We start from the raw sequence: 21,237 nt of genomic DNA, 5'->3' as shown, positions 1-21,237 counted from the left end.
CCTCAGGACTGGGTGCGCAGGTAGCGCCCGAAGTGCGGGACGGTGAAGGCGATGAGCCCGCGCTCGCCGGAGTAGATGAGGCCCTTCTTGATGAGGGCGTCGCGTGCGGGCGAGAGCGACTGCGGCTTGCGTCCCAGCACGTCCGCCACGGCCGACGTCGGCACCGCCTCGCGCTCGGTCACCCCGTCCCGGACGTATGCCGTGGCGTCGCCACCCGCTGACCCGTCGCCGTCGGGGCCGGCCTCCGCCGCAGACGGGTTCACGAGGGCGGCCTCGGCCATGGCCCGGAGGTACTCGCGCTCGGCGGGCGTCGCGCGCTCGAAGCGGGAGCCGAAGAAGCCGACCGCGAGCTCGGACTCCGCCTCGGGCACGGCGACGCGGATGTCCTGGGCGGTGACCGGCGAGGAGGGCGCGACGTCCCACACGACCTTGCCGTAGGCCTGGATGAAGTAGGGGTAGCCGGCGGTCACGGCGTACATCTCGTCGAGCGCCTCGGGCGTGAACTCGCAGCCCTCCTCCGTGGCGGGCCCGACGAGGGCCTGGTCGGCGGAGTCGCGGGGCAGCCGGTCGATGCGTGAGTAGCGGAAGAGTCGCTCGGAGTAGGACTTCGAGGCCGAGAGCACGGCCGGCAGGTGCGGCAGGCCGGCACCGACGACGATGACGGGCAGGCCCGACTGCGAGATCTCGTGGCAGGCCGCACAGAGGGCCGACACGTCGTCGGGGTCGAGGTCCTGCATCTCGTCGATGAAGAAGGCGACGCCCTTGCCGACGTCGGCGGCGAGACCACCGATGTCGGTGAACAGCTCGACGAGGTCGATCTCGATGTCGCCCGAGTCGGCCCTCCCGGTGAGGGCCGGGACGTCGATGCCGGGCTGCCACCGGTCACGGAGCTTCGCCCCGGTCGGCGCGTCACGCAGCGCGAAGGCCTTGATGATGCCGAGCACCTGGTCGACGTCCTCGCCCCGCGGGTGCCCCAGCTCGCGCACGGCCTGGTGGGCGGCCGCGGCCAGGGGGCGGCGCAGGCGCTGGTCGGGGCGCGCCTCGAACTTGCCGGTGCCCCAGTCGGCCCGCACGGCCGAGCTGCGCAGCGCGTTGAGCAGGACGGTCTTGCCGACGCCGCGCAGGCCGGTCAGCACGATGGAGCGCTCGGCACGACCCCTGGCGATCCGCTCGAGCACGACGTCGAAGGTGTGCAGCTGCTCGTCACGACCGGCGAGCTCGGGCGGGCGCTGGCCCGCGCCCGGGGCGTACGGGTTCGTGATCGGGTCCACGCTCGGAGGCTATACGCATCTCTACCGAAAACCTGAGACGTCCCGATCGACCGCGATCGGCGCGTCGCGGCGGGCGTCGTCAGCCCGGGCACCGGCACCACCGCAGGCACCGACTCGATGGCATCCGAACTCGTTTGATTCGGATTCCAGTGAATAAGGGCATGGAAAAGCGCCGTTCCGCACGGTCAGGGGTGGTCATGCGGAACGGCGCGTTGCGACTATAACGCTCTCTGGGGCGAAACGGTCAAGTGATCGAAGAGATTTCAAAAACTTCGTCGGGGTGCGCGATCGCGTCCTGCTCCGCGACGAGGAGCATCTCGTCGGAGCCGCTCGCGTGGGTGCGCTCCAGCACGGCATACATCGTCGCCGCCGTGCGGCGGAGGGCCACCTCCGGGCCGTCGGTCAGGTAGTGCGCGAGGAAGACCGCAGCGGTCACGTCGCCCCCGCCGCGCACCGTCATCGGCAGCATCGGGGTCGTCACGACCCAGGCGTCGTCGGCCGTGACACAGGCCATCTGGATCGAGCCCTCGGGGGTGTCGGAGGTCAGGGCGCTCGTGACGAGCACGACGGACGGCCCCTGCGCGACGAGCTCGCGGGACGCCGCGACGAGGTCGGCCTGCGTCGCGACCGCGCGGCCGACGAGGAACTCGAGCTCGAACTGGTTGGGCGTGACGATGTCGGCCTTCGGCACGACGTGGTCGCGCATGTACTCGGGGATGCCCTCGCGCACGAAGAAGCCACGGCCGACGTCGCCCATGACCGGGTCGCAGCAGTAGACCGCGGACGGGTTGGCCGCCTTGACCCGCGCGACGGCGTCGAGCACGACCTCGCCGACCGACTCGGCGCCCTGGTAGCCCGAGAGCACGGCGTCGATCGCCGGGAAGGCACCCCGCTCCTCGACACCGTCGATGACGGCTGCGACGTCGGCGGGCGCGATGAGCGGGCCCTTCGTCGAGCCGTAGCCGGTGTGGTTGGAGAAGGTCACCGTGAGGACGGGATAGACGTCGTGGCCGAGCCGCTGGAGCGGGAAGACCGCGGCCGAGTTGCCGGCGTGGCCGTAGGCGACGTGGGACTGGATCGACAGGATCTTCACGGCCCCACCCTAGCCGTCTGGCTTTAAAAGTTAGTTCTAGTCATAATAGAACTATGTTGTGGCAGGTGGACCCCACGTCGAGCACGGCGCTGCACGTGCAGGTGGCCGCCTGCGTACGGCGCGAGATGGCCTCAGGCAGGCTCGCGAGGGGCGACCGCCTGCCCCCGGCGAAGGAGGTCGCCGCCGTGCTCGACGTGAACCTCCACACCGTGCTGCGCGCCTACCAGTCCCTGCGCGACGAGGGGCTCATCGACCTGCGCCGGGGCCGCGGGGCCGTCGTCAGCGCGACCGACCCCGGGAGCGACGCCCGCCTGCGCACGCTCGCCGCCGAGCTCGTCGCCGAGGCGCGACGCGTCGGCGCCACCACGACCGACCTCACCCGACTCATCGAGAGCGAGTTCCAGCGATGACCACCGACCGCCGCCCCACCCACGCCCTCGTCGCGAGCGCCGTGCTGGCTCCCGTCGTGGCCGCGGTCGGCACGGGGCTGGCGTATGCCGTCCGCGACCTCGTGCCGGACCAGGTGGCCGTCCACTGGGGCCTGGACGGCGAGCCGGACCGCTGGCAGTCCTACCCGTCCGCGGTCGTCACGGCGGCCGTCATCACCATCGTGATGCCGCTCGCCCTCGTCGCTCTCGCCGCGGTCATGTACCGCTCGGCCCGCGGCCCCCTCGCTGCCGTGGCCGGCGGTCTCGCGGTGTTCCTCGGGGGTCTGCTCTTCGGTGGCCTCGTCGCGCAGCGACCGGGCCAGGTGCCGCAGGCGTTCCCACCCCAGTGGGTGGTGCCCACCCTCGCGCTGACCGCCATCGTCGCCGTCGGGCTCTGGCGCTGGGGTCGCACGACGCCGCCCGACGTCACCGGCACCCGCCCACCCCTGCCCCCCGATGCACGCCGGCTCGACGTCGCGCCGACCACGCGGCTGGCGTGGACCGGTCGCGCGAGCCTGCCCGTGGGTCCGACGGCGGTGCTGGCGGTCGTCGCGGGCCTGCCGCTCGTCTGGGTGGCGCTCGCCGGGCTGCCCTGGGTGTGGGTGCTGGCGCTCGGCCTCGGCACCCTGCTCGCCGTCACCCTCTCCGCCCGCGTGACGGTCGACGCCTCCGGGCTGCGGGTGTCGAGCGCGGGCCTCTCGTGGTCCCGCGTGCCCCTGGAGCGCGTGGCCTCGGCCGCCACGACGACGGTCTCGCCGCTGCGCGAGTTCGGCGGATGGGGCTGGCGGATCGGGGTCGACGGCCGCCGCGGCTACGTCACGCGTGCCGGCGAGGCCCTCGTCGTGCACCGCATCGGTGAGCCCGACGTCGTCGTCACCGTCGACGACGCCGACGAGGCCGCGGCCGTGCTCAACACCCTCGCCGCCCGGGCGTCCTGACCGACGGACGACCGTTGGTCGCCGCGCGACGCCCACCCCGGCGTGTCCCACCGCGTGTCGCCGGCGGGCGCTGACCAACGGTCGTCGGTCGGATGCGGTCGTGTCACGATGGAAGGCATGAGCATTCCCACCACGACCGTGTCCGAGCTGCCCGACGACGCCGTCCTCGTCGACGTCCGCGAGGCCGACGAGTGGGCCGCGGGCCACGCCCCCAACGCCATCCACATCCCGCTCGCGGAGCTGCCGGCGCGCATCGACGAGCTGCCCGAGACGGACGACACCGTCGCCATCGTCTGCCGCATGGGCGGCCGGTCGGCACGGGCGGTCCAGTGGCTCGTGCACCAGGGCTACGACGTCGCCAACGTCGAGGGCGGGATGCTCGAGTGGGAGCGCGCCGGCAAGCAGCTCGCGGCGGACGGTGATCCCAGCATCATCTGATCCCCGATTCGTCCGGTTCGCGCCCGCAACCGCACTCTGCATGGAACGCTGTCGCTCCTGACGGGTCTCACCAGTGACCGGCCCGCCGAGCCAGGAGCACGCCGACCATGGACGACCGTCGACCCGATCCCACGCAGGACACCTGGTCGGGGTGGCTGCCCGACCTCGACTCGCCGGACAGCAGCACCCCGATGACCGCAGTGACGGCGCCGTCCCGAGCGGACGGCGCCCCCGCGCCCTCGATCCCCCCGCGCGTGCCGCTGCCGCCGCCCGCGAACCGGGTCGACCCGCTGCCGTATGCCGCCACCCCCATCCCCGAGTGGGTCGGCCCCCGCAGTGGCCAGGCACCGCCACCCCCGACCCGCCTCGGCTGGGCGATCGTGTGCACCCTCTTCTGCTTCATGCCGTTCGGGATCGTCGCGATCGTCAAGTCCACCCAGGTCAACCCGAAGTGGGCCCTCGGCGACTGGGACGGGGCACGGGCTGCCTCCAGGTCGGTCAAGACCTGGTGCCTGCTCGCGGCTCTCATCTCACCCGGGAGCTCGGTGCTGCTGTTCGCGTGCTCCGCGGTCGCGCACGTGGCCAACTCCCTGTAGCTCAGTCCTGACGGACCACGGCCCCCTGGGCGACGACGACCCGGACACGCTCGACCGCGCCGCCGTCGTCGATCGGGTTGCCGTCGACGACGAGCAGGTCCCCGAAGCCACCCGGCACGAGCCGCCCGCCCTGACGCGACCACCCGAGCAGTCGGGCGGCGCTGGTCGTCGCGGCCCGCAGGGCGTCGAGCGGGGTCAGTCCGGCCTCGACGAGCAGGCGCACCTCCGAGCCGATGGGGTCGACGTCGGTGCCGAAGGAGTCGGTGCCGGCCACGACGGTGACCCCGCGCTCGTGGGCCTCGCGGACGGCCTTCATGAGGACCGGGGTGTACTCCCGGCCACGGGCGTCGAGGACGGGGTCGCTCGAGCCGATCATGCCGCTGATGGCGGCGAGCGTCGGCGTGAAGTGCGTGTCGCGCCGGGCCATCTCGGAGATCGTCGCGTCGCTGACGAAGACGCCGTGCTCGATGCTCCGGACGCCCGCCCGCACGGCGCCGTCGATGCCCTCGGCGCTGTAGGCGTGGCAGAGCACCGGACGCCCGCTCGCCGCGCGGACGACGGCCGTGAGCTGCTCACGGTCGTAGACGAGCTCACGCGGGTCCTGCTCGGCGAGGCCGGCTCGCGGGTTGGCCCGGGTCTTCACGACGTCGACGCCGCGGGAGACGTTGACCCGCGTCACGTGGGCGATGTCGTCGGTCGAGGTGACGCCGCCCGGAAGCGAGGCGAGCGGTGCGAGCTCGGGGTCGGCGAGCAGCGAGTCCCCGAGCTGCGGCGAGACGAAGATGCCGGCTGCCCGCATGCGCGGCGCGAGGCCGGGGACGGTGTCGGGCAGCGAGCGCATCGCGACGTCCTGGTAGAAGGACGACGAGCCGCTGCGCACCGACGTGGCGCCGGCCCGGAGCAGGGCGCGGGCGTCGGCGAGCGCGTTGGCGTGGACGTGCACGTCGACGAGCCCGGGCACCACCCAGCGCCCCGAGGCGTCGATGCGGCGGGCCGCGGAGCCGACGGAGGCCACGGCCCGTCGGGTCGCGTCGCGCGAGCCGACGGCGAGCACCAGACCGTCCCGGATGACGACGACGCCGTCCTCGACGACGTGGCCCGTCAGCGGGTCGACGACCCAGCCGCCCTCGACGACGAGCGGGACCGCCGTCGTCGACCGGACCGATCCCGCACCGCGGGGCGTCGCCGAACCAGCGGCCGTGGCGGACGAGGCCGAGGCGACCCCGGCGGCCGTGACGCCCGCGAGGACCGCGGCCCCGGCGAGGACGTTGCGGCGCGAGAGGGACGCGGGCGGCAGGGACGGCGCGGCGTCGTGGTCGTGCAGGCACATTCGGGACCTCCAGGGGTTAGGCTCGGGCCGAGCCATTTTTGGTATACCAATTTGGTATACCAACTGAGGATGGGTGGTCAATGCCTACTCGTGAGGAACATCCGGGATCGCTGCGCGACTCCGTCACCGGGGCGCTGCGCCAGCGCATCGTGTCGGGCGAGCTCGCCCCCGGCACCCGCGTCGTCGAGCGGCAGGTCGCCGAGCAGCTGGGCGTCTCCCGGGTGCCGGTGCGCGAGGCGCTGCGCGCCCTCGAGCGCGAGGGCTTCCTCGAGGAGCGCGCCACCCGGGGCATGGTCGTACGCCGCCTCGACCCCGAGGACGTCGCCATGCTCTTCGCGGTGCGCGAGTCCCTCGAGGTCGTGCTCTCCCACCGGCTCGTCGACGTGCTCGACGACGACGGTCTCGCGACCCTCGACGACCTCGTCGCCGAGGCCGACGGCCATGCCCGCGCGGGACGCCACGCCGACGCCGTGGGCGCCAACGCCGCCTTCCACGCCGCCCTCGTCGACCTCGCCCACAGCCGCGTGCTCAGCTCGATCATCGAGCCGGTCGCCGGTCGCATGGCCTGGCTGCTCAACCAGCACACGGAGCCGGGCGCCATGGTCGCCGAGCACCGGGCGATCGTGGCGGCGCTGCGCTCCCGCGAGGCCGACCGCGCGGCGGCGGTCTTCAGCGACCATCTCGCGAGCAGCCGAGCCGCCGTCGCGAGCGTCGACGCCTCCGACTGACGGGCCGGTCAGGCGACCGGGATCGTTGCCGGCGGGGTGCAGACCAGCTCGTCGCCCTGCGGCGCCTTCGAGGGGGCCTCGACCACGCCACCTCCGACCGCGGACGGACGGGCCTGCGCCGTGCGGTCGTCGACCTGGACGCAGAGCTGCCACTGCTTCACGCCCGGGTCGACGGGGGTGCGCGGGGCCTCGAACGACTCACTCGGCACGTCGAGCGTCGGGGGCGACACGGCATACGCCTTCCCGGTGATGCTGGCGCCGGGGGCGATCGTGTGGCCGCCCATGACGGGGGCGGCGGCGAAGCGGACGTTCGGGCCGGGCGCGAAGCCCTGCTTGCCGAGGCGCAGCACGCCGGACTGCTCGTAGACCCAGGCGTGCTTGAGGTCGACGTCCGCGGGGAGCGTGGCGCTGCCGAGGTCGGCGGGCACGACGTCGGAGGCGAGGACGGGCTTCGTGCCGGTGTTGGTCAGCGTGTAGTCCACGACGAGGCCGGGAGCCGCCGCGATCCCGGCACCCGTCGACCCGGCCTCCGGGCCGCCCGGCGCCATCGTCGCCTCGAGGCGCACACCGCCCGCCGTGACCGTCTCGCCACCGGCACCGGCATCGCCTGCGGACGACGCGGGGGCCGATGAGGCAGCCGTCCCGCCGTCACCGGCAGGCGTGGGCGCGCCGGGAGACGGCGTCGCCTGCCCGCAGGCACTCGTGACGAGCACGGCTCCGAGGACGAGCGCGACGACGGGACGGACCGGGTGGAGGGGGCCGCGCAGGGCGCGGGGCGTGGACGGCTTCATGACGGTGAAGACAACCACGACGACGGAACCGTTGCATTCCGGACGAAGCCGTCGGCGCTCACTTGAGCAGCTTGGACATCCGCCGGTCGGCCAGGGGCTTGCCGCCGGTCTGGCAGGTGGCGCAGTACTGCAGCGACGTGTCGGCGAAGGACACCTCGCGCACGATGTCGCCGCACTCCGGGCACGTCTGCCCGGTGCGGGCGTGGACGCGCATGCCCGCGCGCTTGGCGTCCTTGAGCTCCTTGGCCGGCTTGCCCGACGCCGTCGTGACCGCGCCCTCGAGCGTGTCGCGCAGGGCGGCGTACAACCGGTCGACCACCTCGGGGGCGAGCGTGCCGGCGATGGCGAACGGGCTGATCTTGGCGACGTGGAGGATCTCGTCGGAGTAGGCGTTGCCGACGCCCGCGATGAACTCCTGGTCGCGCAGCAACCCCTTGATCTGGGTGCGCCGCCCCTCGAGCATCGACCGGAACTGCTCGAGCGTGAAGTCGTCGGCCATCGGGTCGGGCCCGAGGCGCGCGATGCCGGGCACCTGGGCGGGGTCGGTGACGATGTAGGCCGCGAGCGACTTCTTCGTGCCGGCCTCGGTCAGGTCGAAGCCCGAGCCGTCGGACAGGCGCACCCGCAGGGCGATCGGCGACTTGCCCGGCCGCACGACGGTGGACGGCAGCTGGTCGGACCAGCGCAGCCAGCCGGCCCGCGCGAGGTGGAAGACGAGGTGGGTACCGTCGGCGTCGATGTCGAGGAACTTGCCGTGGCGGTGGACGCCGTCGATGGGCGCACCCTCCAGGGCCTGCGGCGGCGGGTTGAACGTCTTGAGCACGCTGAACGACGCGAGCTCGACCTTCGTGATGGCGAGGCCGTCCGTCCGCTCGGCGAGGAAGTCGACGAGCGCCTGCACCTCCGGCAGCTCAGGCATGGGCCCAGTCTGTCACCCGGAGCCGACGGGACGGCCCGGACGCGAGGGCTGCTCATCGGTCGCGACGGCCTCGCCCACCTTGCCGGCACGCTCGAGGACGCGGAGCATCCCGTGCCCGTCGGCTGCCGAGAAGGTCGGGACCGAGCGCGACGCCCAGGGGCGGATGGGCGAGTCGATCTTCATCGGGTTGGACAGCACCTGCTCGGTCGGCGACAGGTGCCGGATGCAGATGGCGTCGACACGGTCGGGCCGCGCCTCGGCGAAGTCGGCGTAGATCTGGGGGTCGTGCTGGCCGTCGTCGCCGATGAGCAGCCACGTGATGTCGGGGAAGTCGCGGGCCAGCCGGTCGAGGCAGGTGCGCTTGTGCGCCTGGCCGCTGCGGAACCACCCCGTGTTGGTCGGGCCCCAGTCGGTGAGCATGAGCGGGCCGAGGGGGAAGCCGTTCTCGACGAGGAACCGGTTGAGGGTGGCTGCGGCGTTCCAGGCGCCCGTCGACACGTAGACGATGGGCGCGCCGGGGTGCGCCGACAGGATGCGGCGGTACATCGGGGCCATGCCCGACACCGCGTGACGGGCCTTGCCGCGGCGCACGAACGTGTTGAACGCCGCGATCATCGGGCGGGGCAGCATCGTCGTGATGACGGTGTCGTCGATGTCGCTGACGATGCCGCGCGTCACGCCGTCGGCGACGATGAAGACGTCGGCCGCGACCGGGGCGGTGCCCTGCACCTCGACCACCACCTGCTGCCACCCGGGGGCCAACCCGTGGTCGCGCGCGACGATGTCGACGTGACCCCCACGGTCGGACCGGCCGTAGACCTCGCGGTCGCCCGCCGTGACCTTGACCGGGACCCCCGTGGCGGGCGAGGTGATGAAGGCGCGCCAGCCCCGGTCGTAGCGGGCCGGGCTGAGGGCGCCGGTCGCGTCCTGCCGTGACTCGGGGCCCTCGACGTCCTCGCGGCCCTTGCGCCCGAGGAGGATCCGCGCGTAGACGCGGACGAAGGAGGACGAGCCGTAGCCGACGTGGGTGATGACCCGGTTGCCCCAGCCGCGGCTGCGGAGCACGCGCTCGATCTGCTCGTGGACGGTGTCCTCCACGATGGCGGCCGCGTGCGGTCGGGACATGGCCACAACCTACCCGGCGGGGGCGCTGGGAGAGCAGCGGGCGGGTGCCAACAGGTGGACCCCGGCGGGCGCCCGGCCGACGCGGCGGGTTTGATGGACGCCGTGCACCCCATTGCCGAAGTCCTCAGCAAGGCCGCAGGCGGCGACTTCCCTGCCGTGGACGGCGCCTGGCAGCGTGTCGAGCCGTGGCGTCCCGGGGTCGAGGGCGTCGTGGCCTTCACCGGCCACGCCTACCTCGCCGTCGACGACGACGTCTCCGACGGCACCCTGGACTCGCTGAGCCCCGACGGCTTCGGCGGCGCGAGCAACCCGCGCCTCGTCTCGCGCCTCGCCGGCACCGGCTGGATCGACGCCCTCGACATCATCCTCGTGGCGCGCGGCACGGGCGGCGAGCCCGCCCTCGTGCCGCGCAGCGACCTCCGCAACCACCCCCGCGCCGAGCACGCCACCTCCGCGCGCAGCGAGGTCACGACGTTCGGGTATGCCGCCCCCGACGACCACACGCTCGTGACCATCTCGACGGGGCTGGGCGGGCTGCCCGAGCTGGGCCTCGAGACCGACCCGTCCAGGGACCACGTGGGCACCGACGTGGTGCGCGACGCCCTGACGCTCATCGAGGAGGGCGACGTCGTCGTCGCGGCGTGCGCCCCCGGCAACGCCCGGGCGCTGCGCGCGTTCCTCGCCGCCGGCTTCGAACCGGTGGCCTCCGTGCAGCTCTGGCGACCCGAGCGCTAGCCGGGGCGGGCGGGCTCCAGGCCAGCCGACGATTGGCGGATGTCGGTCAGTCATGATCGGATCTGCGCGTGGACACCGGCGTTGACGTGGGCAGTGGGGCGCACCATCGGCCTGCCCGCGACCGTCTCTGGCCGGTCCTTCCCCTCGCGGCGGCGGCCTGGTGGGTGGTCGGCGCGCTGCCCTGGACCATCGACGGCCTCGGCGCACGGTCACCGCGCAACTGGCCCTACGACGTCGCCACCGGCTCGGCGACCGACGGCTACATCAGCCTGCTCCCCTTCACCACGGCGCGCCTCGGGCTGCTCCTGACCATCACGCTCGTGGGCGGGGCCGCGGCTGCGCTCGCGACCCTGTGGGTGCGACGGCGCACCGGGCGGCGGCTCGCCCTGGTCGCCCTCGCGACGCTCGGCGCCCTGACGACCGCGGCCTACACGGTCGCCCAGTCGGCGGGCGCCACCCGACAGCTCGGCAGCGACTTCGACCGCGACGACCGCGTCATCCTCGGCGTCCTCGCCGTCGCGGTCGTGGGCACGGTCCTCGGGCTCGCGCTCGGCCTGCTCGTCGCGCTCGGTGGCCCGGTGCTGCGCGCGCTGGCCGCGGCCCCGCTCGCGGTGGCCCTCGGCAGCTGGGTCAGCGCCGTCGTCGTCGCGCTGCTCGGCCTCGAGCGGTCGCAGGGCCTGCTGCAGTGGGCCGCGGTCGTCGTGGGCGTGGCGGCGGGTCTCGCCCTGGCCGGTCTGGGGCTGCGCCCGGCCCGGCGCCTCGTCGCGTGGGCGGCCGTGCTCGTGCTCCTGTCGGTCTGCGCCGCCGGACAGACCGCCTTCTCCTACCTCGCGTCCTACCTCCGGCCGCGCTCGGGCCTGCCCAACGGGCTGCGCGACCACGTCGAGGCGAGCCGCGACGTCCTCGTCGCCGCCCTCTCGCCCGCCAACCAGGCCTGGGGCGTGCACCTCGTCGCGATCGTCGTCGGCCTGCTCGGGTCGCTCGTGCTGTGGCGCCGTCCGGGCCGCCCCCCGCGCCCGTCCCGCCCGTCCGGTCCGGGGTCGGCCGCCGAGGCCCACCCCCGGCGTACGACCGTTCCTGCAGACGACCGTCACGCCGACGCCACAGTCCCATGACCCGGGCGCTGCGACCCGGCACGTACCGTGGAGCCATGCTCAGGGGATCTCGCGCCAGGACTCTCGTCGCCGTCTCGCTGTCGGGGGTGCTCGTCGGCACGCTCGGTGCGGGCTGCTCGCTCTTCCAGTCGCCGCCGAAGCCCGACGACACCGCACGCGCCCTCGCGACCGGCCTGGCCACGGGGGACCTCGGTACGGTCACCTTCAAGGGCACGACGCCGGCCAGGGCGACCGCCTTCGTCAAGGCGGCCTACCAGGACCTCGGCACGCTGCGTCCGCAGGTGTCGCTGAGCGAGATGAGCCACAACGAGGGCTCCGACCACGCCACGGCCACGCTCTTCAGCCGCTGGGACGTCTCGACGTCCGCCACGGACTGGACCTACGAGACGCAGGTCGACATGACCCTCGTCGACGACCAGTGGCGGGTGTCCTGGACGCCCGGCGTCGTGGCGCCCCGGCTCACCTCCGACGAGACCCTCGACCTCGCCCGCAAGTGGCCCCAGCGCGCCGACATCGTCGACGGCTCCGGCGCCAAGATCATGACCGAGCGCGAGGTCGCCGCCGTCGGCATCGACAAGACGAAGGTGTCCGGGACCCAGGCCACGGTCTCGGCGAAGAAGCTCGCTGGGCTCCTCGACATCGACCCCGCCACGTTCGCGGCCAAGGTCGAGGCGGCTGGCTCGAAGGCCTTCGTCGAGGGCGTGACCCTGCGCGCGACCGACCCGATCATCGAGAAGCAGGGCGCCGCGATCGAGAAGGTCAAGGGCGCGCTCACGGTGCCGACGATGCAGGTGCTCGGCCCGAGCCGCACCTGGGCCGCCCCGATCCTCGGCACCGTCGGCGAGGCCACCGCCGAGCAGATCGAGGCCTCGAAGGACACCCTCGAGGCCGGCGACACCGTCGGCAAGAACGGCCTCCAGTACCGCTACGACGCCCGGCTGCGCGGCACGCCCGGCCTGGCGGTGCACGCCGTCAAGCGCGGCGCCGACGGCAGCGTCCTCGACAAGCGCGAGCTCTTCGCCGAGCAGTCGACCGAGGGCGAGCCGCTGACCATCACGCTCGACCCCAAGGCGCAGTCGGCGGCCGAGGCCGCCCTCGCCAAGCAGACGAAGCACCCCACCGCGCTCGTCGCCGTCCGCGTGTCGACGGGTGAGGTGCTCGCCGCCGCCGTGGGACCCGCCGCTGCCGGGACGACGCTCGCCCTCGCCGGCAAGGAGGCGCCCGGCTCGACCTTCAAGATCGTCAGCTCGCTCGCCAACGTGCGCAAGGGCGCCACGGCCGACACCACGCTGCCCTGCACCGAGACGCTGACCGTCAACGGCCGCCGGTTCAGCAACTACACCACCTACCCCAAGGACAAGCTCGGCGACATCCCGATGCGGACCGCCCTCGCCTTCTCGTGCAACACGGCCTTCATCAGCCAGTACAAGAAGGTGAGCCAGGCCGACCTCGTGACGGCCGCGCAGTCCCTCGGCATGGGCGAGAAGCTCGACCTGCCCTTCACCGGCTTCCTCGGCTCGGTGCCGAGCACCGACGACGTCGTCGAACACGCGGCCTCGTTCATCGGCCAGGGTCGCGTCGAGGCCTCGCCCCTGACGATGGCGGTCGTGGTCGCCTCCGTCATGAAGGGCCAGACGGTGCGGCCGCAGCTCGTCGCCGGCACGACCGCGCTGCCCAACCCGGCCACGCCGCTCGACCCCTCGGAGGCGGGCGTGCTGCGCCAGGAGATGCGCGCCGTCGTCGACGAGGGCTCCGGCCAGGTCCTCAAGCCGCTCGGCGTGGAGTACGCCAAGACCGGCACCGCCGAGTTCGGCACGAAGAGCCCGCCCGACACCCACGTGTGGATGGTCGCCGGCCGGGGCGACATCGCCGTCGCGGCCTACAACGAGGTCGGCGACAACGGTGTGACGGGCGCCGCACCCTTCATCGTCAGCTTCCTCAAGGCGTACGACCTCCGCTGACACCCGTCGAAGGGCCACGAACCGGGCCCCGAGCACCGTCGAAGGGCCGCAGACCTTCCGGTTTGTGGCCCTTCGACGGTTGGGGGTGGCCGTTGGCTACTGGGCCTGGACGACGTCGACGTCGGCTGCGCGCACGTAGGCGAAGCGGTGGCCGAGCGACACCTGGTAGTAGCGGTCCTGCCCGACGACGTCGGTGTGGTCGTTCGGGGTGTCGAGCGAGAACGTCGACGCGCGGTAGTAGTCCGTCGGCACCGTGAGGTCCGCGACGGCATACCGCTGACCGGCGGCGAAGGAGTACTGCAGCGGCGTCACGGCCTGCACCGGGATGCCGGTCGGGTAGGCGGCGGCCTCCGGGTAGGCGCGCCCGTAGACCGGCACCGAGGTGCGCCCCGCCTTGGGCACGACGTAGGAGCCCGTGACGGAGATCGCGGTCGGGTCGGTCGCGGGGTTGAGGAACCAGCCCTTCGTGCCGTTGAACCAGATCGCCGTCCAGTCGCCCTGGCGCTCGGCGACGGCGTACTCGACGCCAGCCGCGGCCCGGGCGCCGATGTCACTGACACCCGTGGTCGACGCCGCGCCGCTGGAACGCAGACCGACGTCGGGGATGAGCGGTGACGCCGCGTCGGGAGCCTGGTGCAGGTAGACGAAGTTCGTGCCCTGCGGCGTGCAGGCGACCCCGGCGGTCGCGCAGCCGGTCACCTGCTGCTGGTTGTCCTCGAAGCCCGGCAGGATGCGCACGAGGTCGGTCGAGGTCGGCGAGCGGTGACCGTTGAGCGGAGCGCCGAGCAGCTGGAAGTAGTGCTCCCAGTCCCAGTAGGGGCCCGGGTCCCAGTGCATGCCGGCGACCGTGCCCGGGATCGTGCCCGGCACCTGGTCGTGGCCGAAGACGTGCTGACGGTCGACGGGGATGTCGTACGTGTCGGCGAGGTACGTCACGAGGCGCGCGGACGAGCGGTACATCGGCTCGCTGAACCACTCGGCACCGGTGGCCGCGAAGCCCTCGTGCTCGAGGCCGATCGAGTGGGTGTTGACGTACCAGTTGCCGGCCTGCCAGGCGATGTCCTTGCCGAGCACGTGCTGGGCGATGTGCCCGTCGGACGACCGCAGGGTGTACTGCCACGACACGGCGCGCGTCGGGTCCTGCACCGAGGCGATCGTCGAGGAGTAGGTGCCCTCGGTGTTGTGGATGACGATGCTCGTGATCTCGGGCGAGCGCGGCCGGTCGGCGAGGTCGTGGTTGACGTATGCCGTGGGGCTGGGTCCCGTCTGGCGGTACGTCGCCGGGATCCACTCGCAGTCGACGCTCGGCGGGCACTCGGCCACGCCGGGCCGGGCCTTCTCGAGGCCGAGACGGGCGAGCTGGCCCTTCTGCGGCGTCGTCGACGTCGCCGTGAGGGTGACCTCCTTGCCGTCGACGGTGCGACGCGAGGCCCCGGTCGTCAGCGCGGTGAACGCGTCGTCGGCGAAGACCGCGGCCGAGCGCTCCTCGCCCGACCCGGACCCGGCGGCCACGGCGGCATACCACTGCCCCGGGTCGGAGCCCGCGCCCACGGGCAGGCCGAGCTTCTCCTGCTCGGCGGCCAGCAGCGCGGCGCCGCCACGGATGTTGGCGAGCTCGTCGGTGCGCAGCGCCTCCTCGGACAGACCGGTCAGCCGGGCCGCCTCCGCGAGCGTGTCGGTGACGCCCTCGGGCTGCGTCGAGGCCTCGCCGAGGCCCTTGCCGTCGACGTCGCCGAGGTCGGCGTCGACGAGGTGCATCGGTCCGTAGCCGCCCGACGTGCTGTGGCCCGGGTGGAAGTCCCAGCGGGTCTGCGCGTAGGACACCGCCTCGAGCAGGCTGCGGGGCACGCCGTACTCGGACGCGGCCGCGGCGAAGGCGCGCTCACGACTCGCCGGGTCGCTGCCCGTGGCCGCCGCCGACGGGTCCGCGGCCCGTGCCGTCGGGCTCGTCAGGGCCAGGCCTGCGGCGACCGCGGCGACGGCGCCGAGCGCCGCCACGGACCGACGCACCCGGCGGGCCCCTGGAGTTCGGTGTGGTGTGGAGTTGGGTATCACTCGATCGTCCCTTTCGTATCCCTGGTGACCGCAGACCGCTGAGCGCCGACGTGGGTCCGTCGGCGTCGCGCCCCTGCGGATGGGTGCGTCCGGCCCCGAGCCCGACACACACCTCTGACACCGAGCATTCCCGCGCACCCCGAGGCCCGCCACTTGAAACCGTCACCGAAGCGTTGCCCCCGATCCACCATGTCGCGCGTGCATCGTCCGCCGCAGGGGGGCAGCATGGTCTCCATGGGGCGCGCAGGCCTGTGCGTGGGGTTGGCCATCGCAGCATCCTTCGTCGGGGGGTGCGGCGTCGCCACGCCCGACGACAGGTCCACCGACGGTGCGGGCTCGACGCCGACGTCGGCCACGTCCTCGACCACCGCGCCGCTGCGCTTCGGTGCCGGGGGCGACGACTCGATCCCGCCCTCCTACGGGCCGGCGTTCCCGCTCACCCTGCGCCGCACGGGTGGCATCGCCGGCTTCGACGACCAGATCGTCCTCGAGGCCAACGGCCGGGTCCGCGTCGACACGCTCTCGGTCCACGGGCGCGTCTGCACGCTCAGCGCGCCGCTGCAGCGCCAGCTCGTCTCGCTGCTCGCGACGCTGCGCCTCGGCTCCTCGACCACCGGGCCGCCGATCGACGGGTCCACGGTGCTCGACCCCGACGCCGTCCCCGAGAGCGACCCGATCACGATCTCCGTCACCGACCACCAGGCCCGCGCGATCGACCTCAGCGACCCGTCGCTCGGCGAGATCTCGGGCCTCGTCGGCGTCCTCGTCAGCGACGTCACCCTCTCGGTGCCCGCGACGACCCGGTGCACGACGCCGACCACGCTTCCGGTCACGGCCGCTCCCTGAGCGGCCGCGCGGCCGGCGCCCCCACCACACGCACGAGGTCGGTATGCGCGGGGCTGACCCGGCGGCATACCGACCTCTGTGGTGCGTGTCCTTCTGGGCAGCTCACGCGGCCCACAGTGCTCGGTCCGTCAGAAGTTCGTCGACACGTCGTCGATGACGAAGCTCGTCTGGAGCGACGAGTCCTCGGACGACGCGAACTTCAGCGTGACGTTCGTGCCCTTGTAGGACGTGAGGTCGATCGTCTTGGCGACGTACGACGCCTTCGGCGTGGACAGGTTGGAGTAGCTCTGCTTCGTGACGCCGTTGATCTGGACGGTGGCGGTGTCGTATGCCGTCGTCGTCGTGGTCTCGGCCGTGTCGATGCGGATGTAGTACGTCAGCGTCGGCGAGGTGGCCGTGGACGGGACGGCGAAGGTCTGCGACTCGTTCTCGGAGGCCGTCGTGCCGTTGCCGCCGAGCCACAGCTTCCAGGAACCGGTGCGCGCGGGGCGACCCGTGTTGTTCGTGATCGGGCCCGAGGTGCCGGTCCAGCCGGTCTGGCCGGACTCGAAGCCGCCGTTGGTCAGCGCGCCGCCGGTGGGCGGGGGCGTCGTGCCGCCGCACGTCTCGGTGCCGGCCGGGACCGAGATGCCGCTGAAGGCCTTCTCGACACCCGTGCACTCAGCGGAGCCGGCGCCGTAGAGGTCCTTGGCCGCCTTGATCGCTCCGGTGCGGGCCGCCGCGTAGTTGCTCGACGAGGTGAGGTAGGTCGACAGCGTGCGGTACCAGATCTTCTCGACCTTGAGGTGGCTGATGCCGGTGAACGTCGTGCCGTTGCACGCGGTGCTGTTGTAGCTGACGCCGTTGATCGTCTTGGCGCCGGTGCCCTCGGAGGCCAGGTAGTACCAGTGGTTCAGCGGGCCGGACGAGTAGTGCGGGTCGAGGCCACCGACGGAGCTGCTCCAGCAGTCCTTGGAGCCGCCGTCCTTGCTCGGCTTGTCCATGTAGCGCAGCGGCGTGCCGTTGCCGTTGATGTTGATCTCTTCGCCGATGAGGTAGTCGGGGGTGTCGCTCGGGTTGTTCGTGTACCACTCGACACCCGTGCCGAAGATGTCGGACGTCGCCTCGTTGAGGCCGCCCGCGTCGCCGGTGTAGTTGAGGCCGGCCGTGTTCTCGGTGACGCCGTGGCTCATCTCGTGGCCGGCGACGTCGAGCTCGACGAGCGGGGCGGCGTTGCCCGCGCCGTCGCCGTACGTCATCTGCGTGCCGTCCCAGAAGGCGTTGACGTAGTTCTGGCCGTAGTGCACGCGGCTGCGGGCGCCGGTGCCGTTGTTCCAGATGCCGGCGCGGCCGAGCTGGGTGTTGTAGTAGTCGTACGTCTTGCCGGCGCCGTAGTGCGCGTCGACGGCGGCCGACTGGCGGTTGCTCTGGAGGCCGTTGCCCCAGACGTCGTCGGCGTCGGTGAACGTCGTGCCCGTGCCGCTCGTGGCCTGGTTGAGGTCGGTCGTGTAGTTGCCGTGCGTGTCGCGCATCGTGTAGCTCGTGCCGGCGGTCGTGCCGATGGTCACCGAACCGACGAAGATGCCGTTGCCCGTGCCGTGCTTGATGTCGTCCCAGCTCGTCAGGGTCTTGCCCGTGGTGGCGTCGACGATGGTGTGCAGGCGGGTCGGGGTCTGGTCGGCCTTGATGCCCTCCGTGATGACCTCGTAGGCGAGCTTCGGGCCGGTGGCCGACTGGAAGACGACGAGCTCACCGGGGGTGGCGGTCTCCTTGTTCGCCTTCGACGCGGCGAGGCCGGCCTGGTGCGCCTCGCTCTTGGAGACCGTCGGGGTCATCGTCGAGGGGGTGACGTTCTTGCGGACGTTCCAGGTGACGCTCTTGACGGCACCCGAGGAGTCCTTGTGGCTGACGAAGTCGCCGCCGATGACGCGGAGGCCGTCGAGGGTGCGCTCGTAGCGGACGTGGGTCGCGCCGTTGGCGTCCGCGATGGCGGACTTGACGGTGAGCTTCTCACCCGAGGCGAGGCCGAGGGCACTCGCGGACGATGCGGCTCGGGACTGCTCGGTCGCCTTGAGGCTCTGCGACTCGGGGGCGGGCGCCTTGTCGCGTCCTGCACCGGCCGCTGCGCCCGCCGGGATCGCCGGCGAGATGGCGAGGGCGAGGGCGAGCAGCCCTCCGGTCGCCAGCCCAGACTTCAGTCGATTCACTGGTTGCTCCTTGTCGAGATGCGGCTCGTGGGCCGCTTGGAGGGAGTTCCGCCATCTCACGACTTGAGATCGGGCCGGAACGAGCGCGACGTTCGCAGCAGCCGAGAACACGGGTCAACGGGGCTTACCAAGTCTTTGCCAAATGCGTTCCAACTCCTGAGTAACGCTTGGCTGCAGGGGGATTCGCTGCAGGGCCCGACTTGGGCGATCTCCCAGAGTCGCTCGCGGGAACGCTCAGTCGGGGCTCGACGCGTCCGCTGAGCGGTCGCGTGCGCGGTCGCGGGCAGGGCCTCGTGCGCGGCCTCGAGCGCCGTCGCGAGCGCGGTCGCGAGCCCGCTCGAGGTCGGCCGGCGTGTCGACGTCCAGGGCCACCTCGGCGGGGTCGTCGACGGGCTGGGTGCGGAGGCCGTCGGCGAGCTCGCGCATGCTCCGGCCGTAGGCGTCGCCGACGTCGTCGAGCCGCGCCCGCAGGGCGGTCAGGCGCCAGGCAGAGCAGAGCCAGTTGGTGCGTCCACCGCGGTCGACCGTGACGGCGAGGTCGGCCGACCCGAGCGCCGTGAGCAGCCGGTCGACGTGGGCGGAGGTGACGAACGGCAGGTCCGCGGCCAGGAGCACGACGGCATACGGCAGCGGAGCGGCGCCGACGGTGGCGTCGTCGACGAGTGTCTCGACGGCCGTGGACAACCCGGCCACGGGACCGCCACCGGGCACGCGCTCCCACACGACGCGTACGCCCTCGGGGACCCCCTGCCCGGGACCGACGACGAGCGCGGGTCGCTCTCCCGCGGCGTCGAGCACGCGCGCGACGAGGGGGCGGCCACCCACGTCGAGGACGGGCTTGTGCGAGCCCATGCGCCGGGAGGCTCCGCCCGTCAGGACGACGACGACCGGGGGCGCTTCGGGTTGGCTCGACAGCACCCTCGGAGTCTGGCACGGAGTCTGGCAGGCTGGCCCCATGGGACGGGTCACGGTGCGACGCAAGGTCACGACGATCGACCTCGCGACCCCGTCGACGACCACGCGCCCCGACACGCTCACCGTCGAGGAGCCCCTCGAGCTGCGGGTCAACGGGTCGCCCCTCACGGTCACGATGCGCACGCCTGGTCACGACATCGAGCTCGTCCACGGCTTCCTCATGTCCGAGGGGCTCGTCCGGTCCGCCGACGACATCGCGCTCGCGCGCTACTGCGAGGGCGCCGTGGTCTCGGGCGAGAGCGGGTTCGACGAGAACACCTACAACGTCATCGACGTGACGCTGGCCCCCGGCGTCGCCGCGCCGGCCGCCTCGGCGACCCGTGCCTTCTTCACGAACTCGTCGTGCGGGGTCTGCGGCAAGGCGAGCATCGAGCAGCTCCGGGCACAGTCGGCCTTCGACGTGCGGTCCGACCCGACCGAGTTCGCGGCCAAGATCGTCGCCGAGCTGCCCGACGCCCTGCGCGTCGAGCAGCGGTCGTTCGACAAGACGGGCGGGCTGCACGCCGCCGGCCTCTTCACCGCCGACGGCGAGCTGCTCGTCGTGCGCGAGGACGTCGGCCGGCACAACGCCGTCGACAAGGTCGTCGGGTGGGCGCTCCAGCACGGGCGCGTGCCGGGCGTCGGGTGCGTGCTCGTGGTCTCGGGCCGCGCGTCGTTCGAGCTGACCCAGAAGGCGATCATGGCCGGGATCCCCTGTCTGGCCGCGGTTTCGGCGCCTTCGTCGTTGGCGGTCGAGTGTGCGGAGGACGCCGGGATGAGCCTGCTCGGCTTCGTGCGCGGCACCCGTCTCAACGTGTATGCCGGCGCGCACCGGATCACGACCACCTGACCACCCGAGTGACTGGAGCCCCGCCCGTGGCGATCTTCGCGATCCACTACACCTACCCCGACGACGCGACCGAGATGCTGACGATCCGACCCGAGCACCGCGAGTGGCTGAGCGGGCTGTCGGGGCTGCTCGTCGCCGGGATGTACCAGGACGGGGTCGACGAGGTGAGCGAGGGCGAGCCGACCGACCAGGAGCCCGTCAACGCCGGGCTCATCGTCGTCTCCGGTGAGTCCCTGGAGTCCGTCACCGAGACGTTCGACCAGGACCCCTACTGGCTCGGTGGCTACATCCTGCGACGTGTCGTGCGGCAGTGGGACCCACCGCTCGGGCCGTGGGTCGCCGACCCGACCAACTCCCCCGGCTGACGGCCCGAGCCCACGCGTCGGCAACACACCGTGCAGGTCGCGACACACCGGGATCGGATCCGGGTGTGTTGCGACCTTCTCGGTGTGTTGCTGGGGTCTGCGGGTCAGAACTGCTGGGCCAGGCCGACCACGTGTCCTTGGGGGTCGGCGATGAGGGCGAACGAGACGCCCGGGACGGTGACCGGTTCCTGCACGACGCGGCCCCCGAGCCGGGTCGCGGTCGCGATGGAGTCGGCCATGTCGTCGACGCCGACGAAGAAGGTGACGAGGTCGGTGTCGCCCTGCAGGGGGCTGATCGCCGTGTAGAGCGCGCCCGGGACGCCGGTCTCGACGAAGGTGTAGCCGGGGAAGGCTCCCTCCGTGGGGTAGGTCCATCCGAACAGGTCGCCGAAGAAGGCGCGGGTCGCGTCGGGGTCGGCGGAGCGGATCTCGGCGTGGACGATGGGGTGACTCATGATGATGCCCTCCGTGGGTTCACGGGCACCGGGCTGGTGGCCGCTCACTCGATGACGA

21 protein-coding genes are annotated in these 21,237 nt (G+C 72.7%); 11 read left to right on the top strand and 10 right to left on the bottom strand.

From position 1 onward, the window contains the following. Nucleotides 1-2 precede the first annotated feature (2 nt). Both ASD90_RS09675 and pdxY read right to left on the bottom strand, forming a co-directional pair. A complete protein-coding gene (locus ASD90_RS09675) occupies nucleotides 3-1,271 on the bottom strand; it encodes an ATP-binding protein (protein WP_056755193.1) in 1,269 nt (422 codons plus the stop codon). Nucleotides 1,272-1,515: 244 nt separating this feature from the next. Then, nucleotides 1,516-2,364, bottom strand: a complete 849-nt coding sequence (gene pdxY / locus ASD90_RS09670; protein WP_056755187.1) for a pyridoxal kinase PdxY — start codon at nucleotides 2,362-2,364, stop codon at nucleotides 1,516-1,518. A 53-nt stretch (nucleotides 2,365-2,417) separates the two neighbouring features. Here pdxY and ASD90_RS09665 point away from each other — a divergent pair, with 53 nt between their 5' ends. The 4 genes from ASD90_RS09665 to ASD90_RS09650 all read left to right on the top strand — a co-directional run bounded on the left by ASD90_RS09665 (nucleotide 2,418) and on the right by ASD90_RS09650 (nucleotide 4,764). After that, the gene (locus ASD90_RS09665; RefSeq protein WP_056755185.1) at nucleotides 2,418-2,774 is read left to right on the top strand and encodes a GntR family transcriptional regulator; all 357 of its coding nucleotides are present in this window, start codon (nucleotides 2,418-2,420) and stop codon (nucleotides 2,772-2,774) included. Then, a complete protein-coding gene (locus tag ASD90_RS09660; protein WP_056755182.1) occupies nucleotides 2,771-3,730 on the top strand; it encodes a DUF1648 domain-containing protein in 960 nt (319 codons plus the stop codon). The genes ASD90_RS09665 and ASD90_RS09660 overlap by 4 nt, the downstream gene beginning before the upstream one ends. A gap of 108 nt (nucleotides 3,731-3,838) precedes the next feature. Next, the gene (locus tag ASD90_RS09655) at nucleotides 3,839-4,168 is read left to right on the top strand and encodes a rhodanese-like domain-containing protein (protein WP_056755178.1); all 330 of its coding nucleotides are present in this window, start codon (nucleotides 3,839-3,841) and stop codon (nucleotides 4,166-4,168) included. 107 nt (nucleotides 4,169-4,275) lie between these two features. Further along, nucleotides 4,276-4,764 carry a CD225/dispanin family protein gene (locus ASD90_RS09650; RefSeq protein ID WP_056755175.1) on the top strand — a complete coding sequence of 163 codons (489 nt, stop codon included), beginning with the start codon at nucleotides 4,276-4,278 and terminating at the stop codon, nucleotides 4,762-4,764. Between the two features lies 1 nt (nucleotide 4,765). On the opposite strand, the gene ASD90_RS09645 is transcribed toward ASD90_RS09650, so the two are convergent. Continuing rightward, entirely contained in the window at nucleotides 4,766-6,094 is a 1,329-nt protein-coding gene (locus ASD90_RS09645; RefSeq protein WP_056755172.1) for an amidohydrolase family protein, read from the bottom strand. Nucleotides 6,095-6,174: 80 nt separating this feature from the next. Here ASD90_RS09645 and ASD90_RS09640 point away from each other — a divergent pair, with 80 nt between their 5' ends. Beyond that, entirely contained in the window at nucleotides 6,175-6,822 is a 648-nt protein-coding gene (locus ASD90_RS09640) for a GntR family transcriptional regulator (protein ID WP_056755169.1), read from the top strand. An 8-nt stretch (nucleotides 6,823-6,830) separates the two neighbouring features. On the opposite strand, the gene ASD90_RS09635 is transcribed toward ASD90_RS09640, so the two are convergent. The 3 genes from ASD90_RS09635 to ASD90_RS09625 are packed head-to-tail and all read right to left on the bottom strand — an operon-like array spanning nucleotide 6,831 to nucleotide 9,657. Beyond that, complete coding sequence (locus ASD90_RS09635; RefSeq protein ID WP_056755166.1) at nucleotides 6,831-7,631, bottom strand: hypothetical protein; 801 nt, start codon at nucleotides 7,629-7,631, stop codon at nucleotides 6,831-6,833. A gap of 40 nt (nucleotides 7,632-7,671) precedes the next feature. After that, nucleotides 7,672-8,532, bottom strand: a complete 861-nt coding sequence (locus tag ASD90_RS09630; protein ID WP_056755163.1) for an Fpg/Nei family DNA glycosylase — start codon at nucleotides 8,530-8,532, stop codon at nucleotides 7,672-7,674. 12 nt (nucleotides 8,533-8,544) lie between these two features. After that, nucleotides 8,545-9,657: an App1 family protein gene (locus ASD90_RS09625; RefSeq protein WP_056755161.1), complete on the bottom strand. Its 1,113-nt coding sequence runs from the start codon at nucleotides 9,655-9,657 to the stop codon at nucleotides 8,545-8,547. Between the two features lie 102 nt (nucleotides 9,658-9,759). Here ASD90_RS09625 and ASD90_RS09620 point away from each other — a divergent pair, with 102 nt between their 5' ends. The 3 genes from ASD90_RS09620 to ASD90_RS09610 all read left to right on the top strand — a co-directional run bounded on the left by ASD90_RS09620 (nucleotide 9,760) and on the right by ASD90_RS09610 (nucleotide 13,468). Continuing rightward, nucleotides 9,760-10,392 (top strand): N-acetyltransferase, encoded by a 633-nt coding sequence (locus tag ASD90_RS09620; RefSeq protein WP_200958588.1) that lies wholly within the window; start codon nucleotides 9,760-9,762, stop codon nucleotides 10,390-10,392. Between the two features lie 68 nt (nucleotides 10,393-10,460). Continuing rightward, a complete protein-coding gene (locus ASD90_RS09615) occupies nucleotides 10,461-11,507 on the top strand; it encodes a hypothetical protein (RefSeq protein WP_157623139.1) in 1,047 nt (348 codons plus the stop codon). A 35-nt stretch (nucleotides 11,508-11,542) separates the two neighbouring features. Beyond that, nucleotides 11,543-13,468 (top strand): penicillin-binding transpeptidase domain-containing protein, encoded by a 1,926-nt coding sequence (locus tag ASD90_RS09610; RefSeq protein WP_056756311.1) that lies wholly within the window; start codon nucleotides 11,543-11,545, stop codon nucleotides 13,466-13,468. A 96-nt stretch (nucleotides 13,469-13,564) separates the two neighbouring features. On the opposite strand, the gene ASD90_RS09605 is transcribed toward ASD90_RS09610, so the two are convergent. Then, entirely contained in the window at nucleotides 13,565-15,466 is a 1,902-nt protein-coding gene (locus ASD90_RS09605) for an N-acetylmuramoyl-L-alanine amidase (RefSeq protein WP_235506519.1), read from the bottom strand. Nucleotides 15,467-15,757: 291 nt separating this feature from the next. Between ASD90_RS09605 and ASD90_RS09600 the strand changes: the two genes are divergently transcribed. Further along, nucleotides 15,758-16,369 carry a hypothetical protein gene (locus ASD90_RS09600; protein ID WP_157623137.1) on the top strand — a complete coding sequence of 204 codons (612 nt, stop codon included), beginning with the start codon at nucleotides 15,758-15,760 and terminating at the stop codon, nucleotides 16,367-16,369. 128 nt (nucleotides 16,370-16,497) lie between these two features. Here the strand turns inward: ASD90_RS09600 and ASD90_RS09595 are convergent, their stop codons facing one another. Both ASD90_RS09595 and ASD90_RS09590 read right to left on the bottom strand, forming a co-directional pair. Continuing rightward, on the bottom strand, nucleotides 16,498-18,555 hold the full coding sequence (locus ASD90_RS09595; protein ID WP_056755147.1) for a M4 family metallopeptidase: 2,058 nt from the start codon (nucleotides 18,553-18,555) through the stop codon (nucleotides 16,498-16,500). A gap of 234 nt (nucleotides 18,556-18,789) precedes the next feature. After that, complete coding sequence (locus ASD90_RS09590) at nucleotides 18,790-19,473, bottom strand: molybdenum cofactor guanylyltransferase (protein WP_162260192.1); 684 nt, start codon at nucleotides 19,471-19,473, stop codon at nucleotides 18,790-18,792. Between the two features lie 37 nt (nucleotides 19,474-19,510). Here ASD90_RS09590 and fdhD point away from each other — a divergent pair, with 37 nt between their 5' ends. Together fdhD and ASD90_RS09580 are read left to right on the top strand one after the other, a co-directional pair. Then, a complete protein-coding gene (gene fdhD, locus ASD90_RS09585; RefSeq protein WP_056755142.1) occupies nucleotides 19,511-20,359 on the top strand; it encodes a formate dehydrogenase accessory sulfurtransferase FdhD in 849 nt (282 codons plus the stop codon). 26 nt (nucleotides 20,360-20,385) lie between these two features. Further along, a complete protein-coding gene (locus ASD90_RS09580) occupies nucleotides 20,386-20,724 on the top strand; it encodes a YciI family protein (RefSeq protein ID WP_056755139.1) in 339 nt (112 codons plus the stop codon). 104 nt (nucleotides 20,725-20,828) lie between these two features. Here ASD90_RS09580 and ASD90_RS09575 read toward each other — a convergent pair whose 3' ends face one another. Then, a complete protein-coding gene (locus ASD90_RS09575; RefSeq protein ID WP_157623135.1) occupies nucleotides 20,829-21,179 on the bottom strand; it encodes a VOC family protein in 351 nt (116 codons plus the stop codon). Between the last annotated feature and the right edge of the window lie 58 nt (nucleotides 21,180-21,237).

Source organism: Terrabacter sp. Root181, from assembly GCF_001428505.1.
In the GTDB taxonomy this organism is placed as follows: domain Bacteria; phylum Actinomycetota; class Actinomycetes; order Actinomycetales; family Dermatophilaceae; genus Terrabacter.
Note: the sequence above shows the minus strand (reverse complement) of the source record. Positions and strands in the feature narration are given on the sequence as shown.